We start from the raw sequence: 17,777 nt of genomic DNA on the forward strand, positions 1-17,777 counted from the left end.
CTGTTTTTGAGAGGATACCCCCTCCTAGCCTCCCCCTGATAGGGGGAGGAATCTGGCCGGTGGTTGAGGCCAACGGGTGCCACATTCACAAGGCGGTTCCTCCCCCTTTCAGGGGGAGGCCAGGAGGGGGTATTCTTGAATGGACAGGAGCCGGGCTGGAGGAGGTAGCCCGGCTCCTGGACTGCCGCCTTAGTCCTTGGTGACCAGGCGATAGTAGACGAAGTCGGAGGTGGCGCCGTTGACGTAGCCTTCGACATTGTTGGCCATGGCGATGGTCAAGGCCGCCTGGAACATGATGACGATCGGCGAATTGGCCTGGGCTTCCTTCTGGATCGCGATGTAGTCCTCGTTGCGCTTGGCCTGGTCGGCTTCGGCGAGGGCTGCGGTGACCTGATCGTTCAGTTCCTGGGGCACGGCCCAGGCGTTGCGCCAGGTGGTGGTGGCCGTGAAATTATCGTCGGAATTGTCCGAATTGTAGGCGAAGGCCTTGGCGTTGGAGTGGGGATCCATGAAGTCCGGGCCCCAATAGAGCAGCATAGCCTGGTGCGTGCGGTCACGATACTTGGTGATGACCTGGGCGCCGGTGCCGGGCAGGATGTCGAAATTGATGCCGGCTTCGGCGAAAGTGGCCTGCAGGGACTGGGCCATGTCGGTGAAGGGCGCCGAATTGATCACGTCGAGCGTGACGTTGATCGGCGTCTCGATACCGGCATCGGCCAGGATCTGCTTGGCCTTTTCGACGTCGAGCGAATAGGGCGTCTCGTCATAGGAACCGGGGAAGCCCTTGGGCCAGAAAGCCTGGTGGATTTCCATCTGGCCCTTGAGGAAGGACTGGGTCATGCCGTCGTAATCGACCAGGTAACGGGCCGCTTCCCATACGGCCGGAGGCGTGAGGGATTCGGTCTTCTGGTTGAAGGAGAGGAAGTGGACGGCGGCCTGTGGGTAGGTCTCGACCTTGACACTATCGGCCGGGAGGCCGGCGATCTGGTCGGGGGTGAGGTTCTTGGCGAGGTCGATGTCGCCCGAGGTCAGCAGGAGCTGCTGGGTGGCGGCTTCGGCAACGTGGCGGATGATGACCGACTTCATGGCCGGCGCGCCGCGGAAGTAGCTCTCATTGGCGGTGAGGCGGACGATTTCGGCCGGGCGATAATCGGACATGACGAAGGGGCCCGAACCGGCGGAATGCGTATTGAGCCAGGCATTGCCGAGGTCTTCGCCTTCGGCATGTTCCATGACGAGGACTTCGTCGACGATGGAGGCCGGGCGCGAGGCCAGCACGTTCAGCACGAAGGCGGAGGAGAAATCGCCCTCGTATTTCACCACGACCTTGCCATCGGCAATGGTGACCATGTCGGCGATATTCTCGGGGGTCCAGCCGAGCTGGGCGAGAATGAAGGCCGGGGTGAGGTTGAGCTTGATGACGCGGGAGAAGGAGAAGACCACGTCTTCCGGACGCACCGGATTGCCCGAGGCGAAACTGGCGTCGCGCAGGGTGAAGGTGATGGTCTTGGCAGCGTCATCGGCCACCCACTCGCTGGCGAGGCCGGCGGCGAGGACCGTGGTGTCTTCGGCTTCGTAGCCGACGAGACGGTCATAGACGTTGGTGTTGATCTCGCCGGAGGTGAATTCATAGGCCTGGGCGGGATCGAGCGCGACGATGTCGTCGATATTCTGGGCGATGACCAGGGCATCGGCGGGAGTAGCGGCATAGACGGCGCCGGCTGCCAGAGGCAGCGACAATGCGGTAGCGAGCAGTGCAGCCCGGAAGAGCTTCATGAGCGTTTCTCCTTGTTGACTATCTTCTTGTTCTTCACCGGCTCGGGGCCGGGTTTTGCCACCGCGACGGCCTGCCGGGGCGGCTTGGCCGAGGAGCGGAAGAGGGTGAGCGTGCCGGTCCAGAGGAGGCGCGCCGGCTGGTCGGTATGGTTGGACCAGGAATGGGGGCGATTGCCCCGGAAATGCAGGCTGTCGCCGGCATTCATCAGCATTTCCTCGCCATCGAGGCGCTGGGTGATGGCGCCTTCGAGCACGTAGAGGATTTCCTCGCCCTCATGGGCCACCGTTTCGGAGCGGTAGCCCGGCGGAACGGTCATGATGAAGCTGGAGAGCTGGTTGCCGGGGAATTCGGTGCCAAGGCGCTCATAGACGATGGAGGAACCGTCGAGCGAGAAGCGATTGCGCTCATTGGCGCGGGTCAGCGCGGTCTGCGCCGTGGGGGCGGAAACGAAGTAGTCGATGCCGACGCCGAGGGCGCGGGCAATGCCGGCCAGAGTGCCCAGGGAAGGCGTAGCGTGGTCACGCTCGACCTGGCTGAGATAGCCGACAGAAACATCAGCGGCCTTGCCGAGGGATTCCAGCGTCATATGCTGCTGGCGGCGGCGGGCACGAATGAGAGCACCCACTTTGGGATGCCCTTCCAGTTCCGACTTTGCCAGTGCTGCGCCCGCCATCCGTCCCACCAAAATTTTTTTGATATAAGCAAAGTTTTCTGTATGGTGGAAGCGAAATGTGAAGGGTTAAGGGTCTGCAAGAGAGTCATCTTGCGGACGTAGTGTACTGTTTTCGTTAGGGGATTTTTGCTTGAGCATCGAGCCGCAGATTGCTGTCTCCCCTGCCCCGACTTCGTCGCAAGGACGCAGGCTGGGCCGTGGCGTTTCGGCGGTGCTGGGCTTTGTCGTCACGGTTTTCCTCACCTTTCTGGGGCTGCTGGCCATCACCTTCTTCATCGGGCGGGTGATCCCCATCGACCCGGTACTGTCAGTGGTGGGCGACCGGGCGACGCCTGCCGTCTACGAGGCGGCCAAGGTGCAGATGGGGCTGGACCAGCCGTTGCCGATCCAGTTCTTCAATTATGTGGTGGGCGTGTTCTCGGGGGACCTGGGCAAATCGGTTTCGACCGGGCGTGCGGTGGTGGACGATCTCAGCCGGTTCTTTCCGGCGACGCTGGAAATGGCGACGATCGGCATTTTCATCGGCGTGGCTTTGGGCGTGCCGCTGGGGGTGATCGCGGCGAGCCGGCAGGGCTCGGTGGTAGACCAGGTGATCCGCGTGGTGGGGCTGCTGGGTTATTCCATGCCGGCCTTCTGGCTGGGGTTGGTGGGGCTGGCGCTGTTCTATGCGCGGCTGCGCTGGGTGGGCGGACCGGGGCGGCTCGACATTTTCTATGACGGGCTGGTGAGCCCGGTGACCGGGCTGATCCTGGTCGATAGCCTCTTGGCGGGCGAGGTGGACATTTTCTGGAATGCGGTGAGCCATCTCATTTTGCCCGCTTCGGTGCTGGGCTTTTTCAGCCTGGCCTATATCGCGCGCATGACGCGCAGCTTCATGCTGGACCAGTTGAGCCAGGAATTCGTGACCACGGCGCGCGTCAAGGGCGTGCCGGAGCGGGTGGTGATCTGGCGGCATGCGTTCAATCCGATACGGGTGCCGCTGATTACGGTGATCGGGCTGAGCTATGCGGGGCTGCTCGAGGGATCGGTCATGATCGAGACGGTGTTTTCGTGGCCGGGGATCGGGAATTACCTGACCACGGCTTTGCTCAATGCGGACATGAATGCCGTGCTGGGCTCGACGCTGGTGATCGGGGCGGTGTTCATCTTCATCAACAAGGTATCCGACGTGCTGTATCGGGTGCTTGATCCGAGGGCACGGTGATGGGTTGTTCAAACGAACATCGTGGTCTCGGCGCGTTCGACACCCCCTCCCTATCTCTGCTACGGCCCTGCGGGCCTAGCGGCGCTACCCTCCCCTCAAGGGGGAGGGTGACATCGGGGTTGGGGCGAGATGCCGTCATGCCCACCGTATCCACCTCCCCCCTTGAGGGGGAGGCAAGCAGAGCTTGGCGCGCAGCGCCTAGCGGCGCTCGGAGGGGGGTGCCGGCATGACCACGCGCGACTGGTTGCTTGACGACTCTCCCACTTCGCGCTGGCAGGCCAGTGTGGGGCGGGCCTATCGGGTGTTCACGGCGCTGCTGCGCAATCCGCTGTCGGTGGTGGGCGGGATCATCATCCTGGTACTGGTGCTGACAGCGGTGTTTGCGCCGTGGCTGGCGCCCTATTCGGCGACGGGGCAAGATCTGGCGAACCGGCTGGCGCCGCCTTCCGATATGCACTGGATGGGTACGGACGAATTGGGGCGCGATATCTTTTCGCGGGTGATCTGGGGTAGCCAGATCACCCTGACTATCGTGCTGCTGGTGGCCCTGATCTCGGCGCCGCTGGGACTGCTGATCGGGGCGGTGGCGGGATATTTCGGTGGCTGGACCGATCGGGTGCTGATGGGCATTACCGATATCTTCCTGTCGATGCCCAAGCTGATCCTGGCGCTGGCATTCGTGGCGGCGCTCGGGCCGGGCATCAACAATGCGATCATCGCCATCGCCATTACCTCGTGGCCGGCCTATGCGCGCATTGCGCGGGCGGAGACGCTGACCATACGGAACGCGGAGTTCATTGCGGCGGTGCGGCTGCAGGGGGCCTCTCCCGTGCGGGTGATCGTGCGGCATATCCTGCCGCTATGTACGTCCTCGATGATCATTCGCGTGACGCTCGATATGGCCGGGGTGATCCTGACGGCGGCCGGGCTGGGCTTTCTCGGACTGGGCGCGCAGCCGCCGCTGCCGGAATGGGGCGCGATGATTTCGCGCGGGCGGACGTTCATCCTCGACCAGTGGTGGGTGGCGACCATGCCGGGCTTCGCGATCATTGTGGTGAGTTTGGGGTTCTGTTTCCTGGGCGATGGGTTGCGGGATGTGCTCGATCCGAAGAGTGAGGGGAAGTGATGGCACCCCTGCTCTCGGTTCAGAACCTGCGCGTCAGCTTTCCCACCCATCGCGGCAGGGTCGAGGTCGTCAAAGGCATTTCGTTCACCCTGGGCCGGGAGCGGCTGGGGATTGTGGGCGAGAGCGGGTCGGGCAAGTCGATGACGGGACGGGCCATCCTCAAGCTCATCCGCAAGCCGGGGCTGGTGACGGCGGATCGGCTGGAATTCGATGGGGTGGATATTCGCAGCCAGAGCGAAAAGCAGATGCGGGCCATCAGGGGCGCGCGTATTTCCATGGTGATGCAGGACCCCAAGTTTTCGCTCAATCCAGTGATGACCGTGGGCGAGCAGATCGCCGAGGCGCTGGTGACGCATGAGAAGCTGCCCCGGCGGGCGGTGAATGAACGAATACTGGCGATGCTGGAAGCGGTGCGGATCGATGATCCGCAGCGGGTGGCAGGGCTTTATCCGCATGAGGTTTCGGGCGGGATGGGGCAAAGGGTGATGATCGCCATGATGCTGATCCCCGAGCCGGAACTGCTGATCGCCGACGAGCCAACGTCCGCGCTGGATGTGAGCGTGCAGGCGCAGGTGCTCGACATTATCGACGATCTGGTGACATCGAAGGGCATGGGGCTGATCCTGATCAGCCATGACCTCAACCTCGTCAGCCGCTATTGCGACCGGATCCTGGTGATGAATGCCGGGACGGTGGTGGAGGAATGCGCGGCGGGGGAACTGGACAAGGCGCAGCATCCCTATACGCGCGGGCTGCTGGCGGCGATGCCTGTCATCGACGAAAGCCGGGACGAATTGCCGGTGCTCGACCGGACGCAATGGGCGGGCACATGAGCGCGATTTCTCTCAGCAATCTCGATATTTCCTATGGCGACACCAAGGTGGTGCATGGGGTGAACCTCGACATAGCGGAGGGCGAAAGCTTCGCGCTGGTGGGCGAGAGCGGATCGGGGAAATCGACCATTCTGCGGGCGATTGCCGGGCTGGCGCCGGACTGGACGGGCGAGATCGCCGTGCTGGGCAAGACACGCAGCCATGGCATCGAGCGCGATGTGGCGCGGCAGGTGCAGATGGTGTTCCAGGACCCCTATGGATCGCTGCATCCGCGCAAGACCATCGACGCCGTGCTGAGCGAGCCGCTCGATATCAACGGCATCGGCAATCGCGGCGAGCGGGTGGAAGCCATGCTCGGCGCGGTGGGGCTGGACCAGCGGTTCCGGTTTCGCTTTCCGCATCAATTATCGGGCGGGCAGAGGCAGCGCGTGGCGATTGCGCGGGCGCTGATGCTGGAGCCCAAGGTGCTGCTGCTGGATGAGCCGACTTCGGCGCTGGACGTGTCGGTGCAGGCGGAAATCCTGAACCTGCTCAAGCGCCTGCGTCGGGAACAGGGGCTGACCTATCTGCTGGTGACGCACAACCTGCCGGTGGTGAGCTTTCTGTGCGACCGGCTGGCCGTGATGCGGCAGGGGCGGATCGTGGAAGTGGCGGATGTGGAGCTGCTGAAGACCGAGCGGTTGGTGGAGCCGTATTCGCGGGAGCTGCTGGCGGCGACGGAAGGAAGAGTCCTGGCGGATACCCCTTCCTAGCCTCCCCCTGAACAGCTCGGGGCTTTTGTTGCCATCCAGCCTTCTCCCGCGCGCAGAACCCCACCCTCGGTCCCTCCCCACGGGGGGAGGGAGGCGAAGGGGCCGAGAATTCAAACTCAAGGATCAATTTCATGACTGACTATGCTGACGCCATTGCGCGGTTCGATGCCGATATTGCCGAGGCCAAGGGGGCCGACGCGGCGTTTTCGGCGCTGCAGGCGCTTGTTCAGGCGACGGTGGGGGCGAAGCTCTTCACCTATATGACCGTGGACATGGCGAACGAAGTGGCGCGGCGTGCCTATACGAGCGACGCGGCGAACTATCCGACGTCGGGGACCAAGCCGATCCGCTACGATTCATGGTTCGATATCGTGCACAAGGAGCGGAAGTATTTCGTGGCCAATACGATCGCCGATATCGCCAAGGTGTTTCCGGACTATGAACTGATCAATTCGCTGGGCTGCCAGAGCGTGGTGAACATGCCGGTGGTGCTGGGCGGGGCGCTGGTGGGGACGGTGAACATGCTCGATGTGGAGGGGTATTATACGCCGGAGCGGGTGGCGGCGATCCGTGAGGTGGTGGCGGTTCCGGCGAAGCTGGCGGCGATGGTGGCGCGCTGAAAGGCGAAGACGATTGTTGCCAAGGGGATACCCCCTCCTAGCCTCCCCCTGATAGGGGGAGGAACAGATTGGGGATGTGGCACCCTTCCCTTCTCCCCTTGCGGGAGAAGGTGCCCCGAAGGGGTGGATGAGGGGTTGCTTCCAAAACATCGGACTCGCGGGGAGAACCCCTCACCCGGTTTTCCGCAGGGGGCGAGGGGTGGCTCCACTCCTGGGCGATATCTATCCCGCCTGTGCCATCAGCGTGGCGTTGCCGCCGGCGGCTGTGGTGTCGATGCAGACGTGGCGTTCGACGAGGAGGCGGGCGCCGTCCTCTGCTGAGGTCAGTAGCGGGATGATGGCGCCTTCGCGGGCGCTGAGAGCCTGGCGGATGGACCGGAGATCGCTGTCTTCGGCGAAGTAAGCCACGGCGTCGAAGGTCGTGGCATTGGTCAGGGTGTCGAGATCGAGATTGGCCAGAATGGCGGTGTTGCCCGAGGTGGCGGCCATGGTGGCCTGAGCTTGCTGATCCGCGGGCGTGGGGCCGAGGCAGAGCACGGTGCCGCGCGGTGCGGTGTGCATGATGTTGCTTTCGCCGGTGGGGCCGGGCAGCGGCAGTGGCGCTGTCTGGGCGGAGCCGTAGCCCAGGGTGAAGCGCGGCAGGTAGTGCGGGCCGCCGGCCTTGGGGCCGGTGCCGGAGAGACCTTCGCCGCCGAAGGGCTGGGAGCCGACGACAGCGCCGATCTGGTTGCGGTTGATATAGATATTGCCAGCGCGGACGCTGTTCGAAACCTGGCGGACGCGCGAGGAAATGCGGGTGTGGAGGCCGAAAGTGAGGCCGTAGCCGCTCGCGTTGATGGCCGATATGACCGCATCCAGTTCGTCGGATTTGAAGGTGGCGATGTGGAGGACGGGGCCGAAGATTTCTTCGGCGAGGTCGGCAATGGATTTGATGCGCAGGACGGTGGGGGCGACGAAGGTCCCAGTGCCCGAACCTCGTGGTTCTGTTCTCGCAAGAGCTCGCACCTCACCATGAGGTTCTCCGGGGGGCTGGGCAGCTCCTTCAAGCGATGAATCAGATTCCTGTTTTTCTCGTAAGTGTCGATATGGGCCTGGATTTTTGCTCTGGCGGCTTCGTCGATGACGGGGCCGATATCGGTGCTGAGGTGCCAGGGATTACCCATGGTCAGTTCGTCCATGGCGCCTTTCAGCATCTCGATGGTTCGTTCAGCGGCATCCTCCTGCACATAGAGGACGCGGAGGGCGGAGCAGCGCTGGCCTGCGGACTGGAAGGCGGAGGCGAGGATGTCGCGCACGGCCTGTTCGGGGAGCGCGGTGGAATCCACGATCATGGCGTTGAGGCCGCCGGTTTCGGCGATGAGGGGCGCTGATGGCGCCAAATGGGCGGCCATGGCGCGGTCGATCTTGCGGGCGGTGGGGAGCGAGCCGGTGAAGACGACGCCTGAAATGGCGGGATTAGAGGTCAGGGCGGTGCCGACCTCCCCTGCCCCCGGCAGGAGCTGGATGGCGTCGGTGGGAATGCCGGCCTGGTGCATGAGCTGGACGGCGCGGAAGGCGATGAGCGGGGTCTGCGGGGCGGGCTTGGCGAGGACGGGATTGCCGGCCACGAGGGCGGCAGCGATCTGGCCGGTGAAGATGGCCAGGGGGAAATTCCACGGCGAGATGGCTGATATGGGGCCGCGGGGGGATGCGAGGGGATGGCGCTCGGCCTCGACGGCGTAATAGCGCAGGAAATCGACGGCTTCGCGGACTTCGGCCACGGCATCGGCCCAGGTCTTGCCGGCTTCGCGGGCGAGGAGGGCGAAGAGTTCGGGGCGGTTGGCTTCGTAGAGGTCGGCCGCGGCGCGGAGGAGATTGGCACGGGTTTGCACCGGGGTTTGCGGCCAGGGGGATCGGGTGGCGGCGGAGATGGCGGTGGCGACGTCGGCATCGGTGGCGTTGGTGACGGTGCCGAGGATGTCGGTGGGATCGGCGGGGTTGGTGAGCGGGGAAGTATCGGAGTACCCCCTCCTAACCTCCCCCTGATAGGGGGAGGAACCGTGCGGTGGTCGTAGCGCGATCAGCGGTTCGGCGTACCATTGGGTGGTGGCGAAGGTGGTGCGGGCGGATTCCATATCCGGGAAGGCGATGGGGTCGGTGAGGTCGAGGCCGATGGAGTTTTGGCGCGGGGCGAAGATGGCTGAGGGGGATGGAATGGCCGGGTTGGGGATGGCTTCGAGGGCCAGCACCTTGGCCACGGGATCCTCCGCAACCACCGAGGCCGGGATGTCTTCGTCGGCGATCTGGTAGACGAAGGAGCCGTTGGCGCCGTTTTCGAGGAGGCGGCGGACGAGATAGGCCAACAGGTCCTTGTGGGCACCGACGGGGGCGTAGATGCGGGTGCGGGTGCCGTGATTTGTTCGAAGCACTTCATGCAGGCGCTCACCCATGCCGTGGAGGCGCTGGAACTCGAAGGTTTCAGGCCCCCTGCCCGCTTTGGTGGCCAGGTGGAGCACGGCGCAGGCGGTGTGGGCGTTGTGGGTGGCGAATTGCGGGTAGATATTGCCGGCGGCGAAGAGCTTTTTCGCGGCGGCGATGTAACTGATATCGGTCGAGGCCTTGCGGGTGAAGACGGGGTAGCCCGGCAGGCCGAGGACCTGGGCGCGCTTGATCTCGGCATCCCAATAGGCGCCCTTGACCAGGCGGACCATGATGCGGCGATCGAGGGATTTGGCGGTGGCGTCGAGCCAGTCGATCAGGGGGAGGACGCGCTTGCCATAGGCCTGGACGACGACGCCGAAGCCGTCCCAACCCGCCAGTTCGGGCGTGGCCAAGACTTCGGCGATGATGTCGAGGGAGAGATCGAGGCGGTCGGCTTCCTCGGCGTCGATATTGAAACCCATGTTTGCGGCCCTGGCGGCGAGAGCCAGTTTACGAGTCAGATCAACCAGTTCGGCCATGACGCGGTGGCGCTGCGCGAACTCGTAGCGCGGGTGGAGGGCGGAGAGTTTTACCGAAATGCCGGGATTGTCGCGGACCGAGGGAGACGTGCAGCGCGGGGCCAGGGTGGCGATGGCGCGGGAATAGGCGTCGAAATATCGGGCGGCGTCGGCGCCGGTGCGAGCGGCTTCGCCCAGCATGTCGTAGGAATAGCGGTAGCCTTGCGCTTCGGGCTTGCGGGCATTGAAAACGGCTTCGTCGATGGTGCGGCCGAAGACGAACTGGCTGCCCAGCAGGCGCATGGCCTGGGCGACGGCGGTGCGGATGACCGGTTCGCCGAGGCGGGCTATGGCGCGGTGGAGGGCATTGCGCGGGCCGATTTCGGGATCGCCGAGAACGTCGGCGGTGAGGCTGAGGGCCCAGGAAGAAAAGTTCACCAACTGGTTGGGCGAGCCGCCGAAATGGCCCGTCCAGTCGGAGCCGCCGACCTTGTCGTGGATGAGGGCATCGACGGTTTCGGCATCGGGCACGCGGAGCAAGGCTTCGGCCAGGGACATGAGGGCAACGCCCTCGTCGGTGGCGAGGCCGTATTCGGCGAGGAAGGACTCCATCAGGCCGAGGCGGTTGCCCTTGCGGACCGAGGTGACGAGGGCCTCGGCATGGGCTGAGATGGATTGGCGTGCCGTGGCATCGAGGCCGGTGGCGGCGATGAGGTCGTGGACGAGGGTGGTTTCGTCGGCCAGGTTCTGGGCGCGGAGGATGTGGCGGATGGTGGTGATGGCGGTCACGGGGGCTCCTGGGGCACGACCTCGTGGTTCGACAGGCTCACCATGAGGTCTGCTGAGAATACAGGGCAATTGGCAGGCGTTTCGCCTGATCTGATGGCGCTAAGCGGCGTGAAGCGTTATCGTGAAGGCAGATTGCAGGATTTACGCCCATGAAAACCGTTACATACGAGACTTTGGACCAGATCGACCGGCATATCCTGGATGAGTTGGCCAAGGATGGGCGGATCAGCGTGGCGGAGCTGAGCCGGCGGGTGAACCTGAGCAAGACGCCGTGCCAAGCGCGGATCACGCGGTTGGAGAAGGCCGGGTATATATTGGGGTATCGAGCGGTGATCGACCCCAAGCGGCTGGGATTGCCGCATGTGGCGTTTGTCGAGGTGAAGCTGAGCGATACGCGCAAGGCGGCGCTGGATGCCTTCAACAAGGCGGTGCGGGCGATTCCGGAGGTGGAGCAGGCGCATATGATCGCGTCGAGCTTCGACTATCTGCTCAAGGTGCGGACCAAGGATATTGCCGACTATCGGGAGGTGCTGGGGGAGCGGATCAGCGCCCTGCCCCATGTGGCGCATACGTCGACGCATGTGTCGATGGAGGCGGTGAAGGGGGATGAGGAGTGAGGGGGTTTAGCGGATACCCCCTCCTAGCCTCCCCCTGATAGGGGGAGGAACAGATCGAGCTTGGGCACTATGGTGCCTCAATCACCGCGCGGATTCCTCCCCCTTTTCAGGGGGAGGTTAGGGGGTATTCACGCATGAACTCGCGGAGCGATACCCCCACCCTGCTCGATTCAACGGACTTAGCTGAAGCTAAGCCCTATCTCGCTTCCCTCCCCACAAGGGGGAGGGTGGGTGCGGTGGTTGCGGCACGCTCCTGCCCTCGCTTGCGCTCGGGCGTTCGGCGCTCAAATCGCTCCACCGGAGCGATTTGCCCCTGCGGGTCGCGCCTCACTCCATAAAGTGAGCATCCCGGAAGTATGGGACGTTCAGGGTCGAGCGCCAGAAGCCCATCACTTCGGGGCTCATCATCATGTAGTTGTTGCGGTGGTATTGCGGCAGGATGACGTGGTCATTCATCAGGATGGCCTCGGCCTTGCGCATTTCGGCGAGGGACTCGGCTTCGTCGCCGGTGGCCTTGGAGGCGGCGATGGCGGCGTCATAATCGGCATTGGACCAATTGGCGAGATTGTTCGGGCTGCCGGTGACGAAGTTATCGAGGAAGGTCATGGGGTGCGGATAGTCGGCGCCCCAGCCCATCTGGGCGATCTGGTATTCGACCTTCTGGACCTCGGGATAGAAGACCTGCCATTCGGTGGCCTGGATATCGACGTCGATATTGAGGTTCTGCTTCCACATCTGCTGGATGGCTTCGAGCAGCTTTTCGATCGGCGGGGACGAATAGGTGACGAAGAGCGTCTTGGGGAAGCCCTCGCCATTGGGGTAGCCGGCTTCGGCCAACAGGGCCTGGGCCTCTTCGACTTCGGCAACGGGGGCGAGGCCGAAGGTGTCGCGACCCTCGGTGAATTCCTCGCCGGCTATGGTCATGCCGGGCGGGACGAGGCCCATGGCCGGAATATCGGCGGATTGCAGGACGAATTCGACGATTTCCTCGCGGTCGATGGCCATGGAGAGGGCCTGGCGAACCTTGAGATTGTCGAGCGGGGCCTGATGCGGATTGAAGAAGGCATAGGTGGTGCCGAGGGCGGGCACGACCATGAAGGCGTCGGACTCGACCGAGAGGCGCGGGATTTCAGGCGCGGGGACGGATTCGATGCCGTCGACATCGCCGGCTTCCATGGCGGCGAGGGCCGTGGCCGGATCGGGGATCAGGCGGAAGGTGAGCTTGTCGAGGGAAACCGCGTTGGCGTCGTAATATTCCGGGTTCTTCTCGAAGACGACGGACTCGCCCTGGTTGAACGCGGTGACGCGGAAGGGGCCGGTGCCGATGAAGGTGGCGGGATTGCGCGTCCAGCCTTCGGGATCGGCTTCAACCACGTCCTGTCGGACCGGGAAGAAGGTGGTGTAGGTCAGCAGTTGCATCATGTAGGGGACGCGCTGCTTGAGGGTGAAGGTCAGCGTCTTGTCGTCGGGGGCGTGGATTTCGATGGTGCCTTCGCTGCCGGGGGCGGCATAGGCTTCCTCGGCGCCGACGATGGAGAAGAGCATCGGGGCGTTCATGGCGCCGGTGGCCGGATCGAGCACGCGGGTCCAGGCATAGACGAAGTCGGATGCCTTGACGGGCTGGCCGTCGGACCAGTTCGCGTCGCGCAGGTGGAAGGTGTAGGTCAGGCCGTCCTCGGAGACTTCCCAGGATTCGGCGAGGGCGGGGACGATCTCGTTATTGGCGTCGAAGCGAACCAGGCCCTCGAAGGTGTTGCCGATGATGGGCGCAGCGAAGGTTTCGGCAGTGGTGCCGGGGTCGTATTTGGCGGATTCATTGTTGACCACATAGGTCAGCTCCCCGGCGGCGAAGGCGCCTGCGGTGGAGGCGAGGAAGGCTGCGGTCAGCAGCGGCAGGAAGTGCTTGGTCATCGTCTTCTCTCCTGTGTTTGGGCGGGTTGGCCCCTGCCCGGTCGTTTATTGTCGAGGCCAGCTTATGCTGCCTGTTGAGGCGCCGCATCACCGGCATAATGGCAGGCGGCGAGGTGGCCGTTGCCGATGTCGCGGAGTTCGGGTTCGGCGCGGGCGCAGAGATCCGTGGCCAGGGGACAACGGGTGCGGAAGCGGCAGCCAGGGGGAATGTGCAAGGGGCTGGGGATTTCACCGCGCATCGGCTCGGCGGGGCGGGTGGCGGTGGGGTCGGGCACCGGAATCGAGGCGAGCAGCGCCTGCGTATAGGGGTGCGACGGGCGGGCATAAAGATCGGTGTTGGAGGCCAGCTCGACGATCTTGCCGAGATACATGACGCCGATGCGGTCGGAGATGTGACGCACCATCGAGAGATCATGGGTGATGAAGAGGTAGGTGAGGCCGAGCTGGTCCTGCAGGTCTTCCAGCATGTTGACGACCTGGGCCTGGACGGAAACGTCGAGGGCGGAGATCGGCTCGTCGCAGATGACGAGGTCAGGCTCGAGGGCGATGGCGCGGGCGATGCCGATGCGCTGGCGCTGGCCGCCGGAGAATTCGTGGGCGAAACGATTGGCGTGATCGGCATGGAGGCCGACGCGGGCGAGGAGTTCGTGGACCTTGGCGGTGCGCGAAGCCGGCGTGCCGATGCGGGCGATTTCGAGGGGCTCGGCGATGAGGTCGCGGACGGTCATGCGCGTATTGAGGGACGCATAGGGGTCCTGAAAGATCATCTGCACGCGGCGGCGGAACGGGGTGAGGTCGCGTTCGCTTGATGTGGCGACGTCTGTCCCGTCGAAGGTGATGCTGCCGGAGGTGGGCTTGTGAAGGCGGATGAGGGTGCGGGCGAGCGTGGACTTGCCGCAGCCGGATTCGCCGACGAGGCCGAGCGTTTCGCCCCTGACTATGTCGAGGTCGACGCCATCGACGGCGCGCAGGGTGGCGGGCGGGGTAAAGAGGGAACCGCCGACGTGGAAGTGCTTGTGGAGGTCGCGGATGGCGACGAGGGGAGTCTTTTCCTCGGATACCCCCTCCCGGCCTCCCCCTGATAGGGGGAGGAGTGGCATCGCGTTTGTGGTTGGCTTGGCGGTCATGGCGAAGGCCCCCTCATCCGCCCTTCGGGCACCTTCTCCCGCGAGGGGAGAAGGGAGGGAGGCGCTTCGGGGTGGTGGAGCCAGCATCTGGCGCCCTGCCCGATGCCGAAGATGGGTGGCAGGTCGGTGGCGCAGATACGCATGGCGTGGGGACAGCGCGGGGTGAAGGGGCAGCCTGATGGCGGGTGGGCCATGTCGGGGGGAGAACCGGGGATGGGAGTGAGGCGGCGATGGGTGTCGTCGCGCAGATCGGGGACGGAGGCGAGGAGGCCGCGCGTGTAGGGGTGTTTTGGCGTGGCGAAGAGGTCGCGGACGGGGCCGGTTTCCATGACGAGGCCGCCATACATGACCACGATACGGTCGGTGACTTCGGCGATGACGCCGAGATCGTGGGTGATGAGGATGACGGCCATGCCGAGGCGCTGCTGGAGGTCCCTGAGGAGACCGAGGATCTGGCGTTGGATGGTGACGTCGAGGGCGGTGGTGGGTTCGTCGGCGATGAGAAGTTTCGGGTCGCAGGCCAGCGCGATGGCGATCATGACGCGCTGGCGCATGCCGCCGGAGAATTCATGCGGATAGGACTTGAGGCGTTCGGCGGCAGAGGGGATGCGGACGAGTTCGAACAGCTCCACCGCGCGGGCGCGGGCTTCGGCGCGGGTGGCCTTGCGGTGGCGCAGGATGGTTTCGATGACCTGTTCGCCCACCGAAAGAGTGGGATTGAGGGAGGTCATGGGGTCCTGGAAGATCATGCCGATGCGATTGCCTCTGACATCGCTGAGGTCGGCTTCGGACAGGGTCATGAGGTCCTGGCCGTCGAAGATCGCGGAGCCGGACTTGATGCGGCCAGCGGGTTTGAGCAGGCGCAGGATGGACATGCAGGTGATGGATTTGCCGGAGCCGCTTTCACCGACAATGCCGAGGATTTCGCCGGGATAGACGTCGAAGCTGACGCCGCGCACGGCCTGGACTTCGCCGCGCTGGGTGAAGAAGGAGGTTTTGAGGTCGCGGACGGAGAGGATTGGCTCGGTCATCGGCGGAACCGGGGATCGAGCGCGTCGCGCAGGCCATCGCCGAGGAAATTGAAGGCGAACATAGTCAGCGAAATGGCGGCGGCGGGGAAGAAGAGCTGGTGCGGATAGGCGCGCATGGTTTCGACAGCATCTGATGTCAGCGTGCCCCACGAGGCCAGCGGCGGGGTGACGCCCAGGCCGATGAAGCTCATGAAGCTCTCGATGAAGATGGCCGAGGGGATGAGCATGGTCAGCGTGACGATGATGGGGCCGATGGAATTGGGCAGCAGATGGCGCGTGAGGATGCGGCCGGTGCCGGCGCCCATGGTACGGGCGGCGGCGACATAATCCTGGCTCTTGAGGGAGAGTATCTGGCCGCGGACGATGCGGGCCATATCGACCCAGAAGACCGAGCCGATGGCGATGATGATGGAATAGAGGCCGGAGTCGAACACCACCATGAGCAGGACGACATAGAGCGTCAGCGGGATGGTGGCGATGATCTCGACCACGCGCATCATGACGGCATCGGTCTTGCCGCCGATATAGCCGGCAATGCCGCCATAGAAGATGCCGATGAAGAAGTTCACCAGCGTGGCGACGAAGGCGACGGTCAGAGAGATGCGGGCGCCATAGAGCTGGCGGACGAGCACGTCGCGGCCAAGCTGGTCGGTGCCGAAGATGTAGGTGCGGTTCCACGACCAGCCTGAGGGCGAGATGGTGGCGCCGTCTTCGGCGAGGAGTCTGGCGGGCAGCTTGCTGTAGTCGAGGGTGATGGTGGTGTCGCCGAAGATGAAGGCCTGGGACTTCTTGAGCATGTCCTTGCGCTCGCCGCGCAGCAGGCCGAGGACATGGCCCTCGGCATCGACCTCGTAGAGGTTGAAGTTGGAAGCATTGAGGAAGAAGCGGGTGGTACCCCCCTGCCCGTCCGCGACGCTGTAGGTCTCGAAAGCGGGTGGAATATTGGCGAGGCGCAGGTTCTGGTCGGCATAGGTGAAGGGGCTGAAGAGCGGGCCGAAGATGGCGGCCAGGATCAGCAGCACGATGAAAATGATCGAGACTACGGCCGGCTTGTTGGCGAAGAGGCGGCGGCGGGCATCCTGCCAATAGGTGAGGCTGGGCGCCGACGTGACCGCGGCGCTGTCGGAGGGCGAGAGCTTGTCCCACATTTCGGGGGCGATATCGCTCATGCGGATGCCTCAGTCAGCTTGATGCGGGGATCGAGCACGGCATAGAGCAGGTCGACGATGAGGATCATCACCATGAGGGCGGCGGCGTAGAAGATGGTGATGCCCATGATGGCGGTGTAGTCGCGGTTGGTGATGGACAGCACGAATTGCCGGCCGATGCCGGGCAACGCGAAAATCTGCTCGATGACGAAGCTGCCGGTGATGAGATTGGCGACGACCGGGCCGAGAATGGTGATGACCGGGATCAGCGAATTGCGCAGGCCGTGCTTGAACAGCACCTGGCCGGGGCGCAGACCCTTGGCGCGGGCGGTGGTCATGTAATCCTGCTCGAAGGTTTCGAGCAGGGACGAGCGGGTGAGCCGGGCGACGAAGGATATCCAGAAGCCGGACAGGGCGAAGACCGGCAGGATATAGCCGCGCCAGTCGTCGAGGCCGAAAGTGGGCACCCAGCCGAGGCGCAAGGCGAAAATGTAGAGCGTAACGGTGGCGATGACATAGGAGGGGATGGCGACGCCGATGGTGGCGATCAGCATGACCGTGGTGTCGGGCCACCTGTTGCGGTTGAGCGCGGCGACGATGCCGAGGGGAACGCCGAGGGCGACCACGGCGATGACGGCGAGCAGGCCGGTGCGCAGGGTGACCGGCAGGCCATCTGCGATCATCGTGTTGATGGAGACGCCCGGATATTTGAAGGACGGACCGAGGTCGAGCGTCACGATGCCGCGCAGGTAGCTCAGATATTGCACCCAGATGGGCTGGTCGAGGCCGTATTTGGCATTGAGGGCCGCTTCGATCTCGGGCGCCAGCATGCGCTCGGAGACGAAGGGGCCGCCGGGCACGGCATGCATCAGGAAGAAGGTCAGCGTGACGATGGCCCAGAGGGTCAGGAGCATCATGCCGAGGCGCTGAAGAATGTAGAGGGGCATATCAGCGCTTCCCGCAGGATATGAAACGGCGAAGTGTGGTCAGCGCCAAATGTCTGACATAATTACTATTCCAGCACCAAAATTTTTTTACTGCAAGGGGGATTGGTGGGAGATTTTTGCGTGAGGTGCGCTGGTTGCGGGTGGAGGGATCGGAGCACCCCCTCCCAACCTCCCCCTGATAGGAGGAGGAGCCGGGCAATGGTTTGTGGTGATATTCCGGTCCTCACCGCGCGTCACCCTCGGGGCTTGACCCGAGGGGCCTGTCCTTGCGGTGCGTTCAGCAAGTGAAGAGCCCTCGGGTCAA

14 protein-coding genes and 2 pseudogenes are annotated in these 17,777 nt (G+C 64.1%); 6 read left to right on the plus strand and 10 right to left on the minus strand.

Translation table 11 applies throughout. From position 1 onward, the window contains the following. Window positions 1–189 precede the first annotated feature (189 nt). Both NVV79_RS17895 and NVV79_RS17900 read right to left on the minus strand, forming a co-directional pair. Entirely contained in the window at window positions 190–1,776 is a 1,587-nt protein-coding gene (locus NVV79_RS17895; protein ID WP_303992059.1) for an ABC transporter substrate-binding protein, read from the minus strand. After that, window positions 1,773–2,450, minus strand: a complete 678-nt coding sequence (locus NVV79_RS17900; protein WP_303992061.1) for a helix-turn-helix domain-containing protein — start codon at window positions 2,448–2,450, stop codon at window positions 1,773–1,775. Before NVV79_RS17900 ends, NVV79_RS17895 begins: the two co-directional genes overlap by 4 nt. A 211-nt stretch (window positions 2,451–2,661) precedes the next feature. Here NVV79_RS17900 and NVV79_RS17905 point away from each other — a divergent pair, with 211 nt between their 5' ends. The 5 genes from NVV79_RS17905 to NVV79_RS17925 all read left to right on the plus strand — a co-directional run bounded on the left by NVV79_RS17905 (window position 2,662) and on the right by NVV79_RS17925 (window position 6,985). Further along, entirely contained in the window at window positions 2,662–3,654 is a 993-nt protein-coding gene (locus NVV79_RS17905) for an ABC transporter permease (protein WP_303992768.1), read from the plus strand. A 226-nt stretch (window positions 3,655–3,880) separates the two neighbouring features. Beyond that, window positions 3,881–4,780 (plus strand): ABC transporter permease, encoded by a 900-nt coding sequence (locus tag NVV79_RS17910; protein WP_303992064.1) that lies wholly within the window; start codon window positions 3,881–3,883, stop codon window positions 4,778–4,780. After that, a complete protein-coding gene (locus NVV79_RS17915) occupies window positions 4,780–5,613 on the plus strand; it encodes an ABC transporter ATP-binding protein (RefSeq protein WP_303992067.1) in 834 nt (277 codons plus the stop codon). The genes NVV79_RS17910 and NVV79_RS17915 overlap by 1 nt, the downstream gene beginning before the upstream one ends. Beyond that, entirely contained in the window at window positions 5,610–6,365 is a 756-nt protein-coding gene (locus NVV79_RS17920; protein WP_303992070.1) for an ABC transporter ATP-binding protein, read from the plus strand. Before NVV79_RS17915 ends, NVV79_RS17920 begins: the two co-directional genes overlap by 4 nt. 131 nt (window positions 6,366–6,496) lie before the next feature. Continuing rightward, window positions 6,497–6,985, plus strand: a complete 489-nt coding sequence (locus NVV79_RS17925; RefSeq protein WP_303992073.1) for a GAF domain-containing protein — start codon at window positions 6,497–6,499, stop codon at window positions 6,983–6,985. Between the two features lie 222 nt (window positions 6,986–7,207). Here NVV79_RS17925 and NVV79_RS17930 read toward each other — a convergent pair whose 3' ends face one another. The 3 genes and pseudogenes from NVV79_RS17930 to putA form a co-directional block, all read right to left on the minus strand. After that, entirely contained in the window at window positions 7,208–7,474 is a 267-nt protein-coding gene (locus NVV79_RS17930) for a hypothetical protein (protein WP_303992793.1), read from the minus strand. A gap of 198 nt (window positions 7,475–7,672) precedes the next feature. Next, window positions 7,673–7,990, minus strand: a pseudogene (locus tag NVV79_RS17935) (aldehyde dehydrogenase family protein); the annotation flags it as partial. 95 nt (window positions 7,991–8,085) lie between these two features. Then, window positions 8,086–10,692 (minus strand): annotated as a pseudogene (gene putA, locus NVV79_RS17940) (bifunctional proline dehydrogenase/L-glutamate gamma-semialdehyde dehydrogenase PutA); the annotation flags it as partial. Between the two features lie 149 nt (window positions 10,693–10,841). On the opposite strand from putA, the gene NVV79_RS17945 reads away from it, so the two are divergent. Beyond that, window positions 10,842–11,309 carry an Lrp/AsnC family transcriptional regulator gene (locus tag NVV79_RS17945; protein ID WP_303992076.1) on the plus strand — a complete coding sequence of 156 codons (468 nt, stop codon included), beginning with the start codon at window positions 10,842–10,844 and terminating at the stop codon, window positions 11,307–11,309. Between the two features lie 327 nt (window positions 11,310–11,636). On the opposite strand, the gene NVV79_RS17950 is transcribed toward NVV79_RS17945, so the two are convergent. From NVV79_RS17950 to NVV79_RS17970, 5 genes are all read right to left on the minus strand, one after another. Next, entirely contained in the window at window positions 11,637–13,220 is a 1,584-nt protein-coding gene (locus NVV79_RS17950; protein WP_303992079.1) for an ABC transporter substrate-binding protein, read from the minus strand. Between the two features lie 62 nt (window positions 13,221–13,282). Further along, a complete protein-coding gene (locus tag NVV79_RS17955; protein WP_303992771.1) occupies window positions 13,283–14,320 on the minus strand; it encodes an ABC transporter ATP-binding protein in 1,038 nt (345 codons plus the stop codon). 23 nt (window positions 14,321–14,343) lie between these two features. Beyond that, a complete protein-coding gene (locus NVV79_RS17960) occupies window positions 14,344–15,378 on the minus strand; it encodes an ABC transporter ATP-binding protein (protein WP_303992082.1) in 1,035 nt (344 codons plus the stop codon). Next, a complete protein-coding gene (locus tag NVV79_RS17965) occupies window positions 15,375–16,547 on the minus strand; it encodes an ABC transporter permease (RefSeq protein WP_303992084.1) in 1,173 nt (390 codons plus the stop codon). The genes NVV79_RS17960 and NVV79_RS17965 overlap by 4 nt, the downstream gene beginning before the upstream one ends. Further along, window positions 16,544–17,473 carry an ABC transporter permease gene (locus tag NVV79_RS17970; RefSeq protein WP_303992086.1) on the minus strand — a complete coding sequence of 310 codons (930 nt, stop codon included), beginning with the start codon at window positions 17,471–17,473 and terminating at the stop codon, window positions 16,544–16,546. Before NVV79_RS17970 ends, NVV79_RS17965 begins: the two co-directional genes overlap by 4 nt. Between the last annotated feature and the right edge of the window lie 304 nt (window positions 17,474–17,777).

This window comes from Devosia ginsengisoli (assembly GCF_024707105.1).
GTDB lineage: Bacteria > Pseudomonadota > Alphaproteobacteria > Rhizobiales > Devosiaceae > Devosia > Devosia ginsengisoli_A.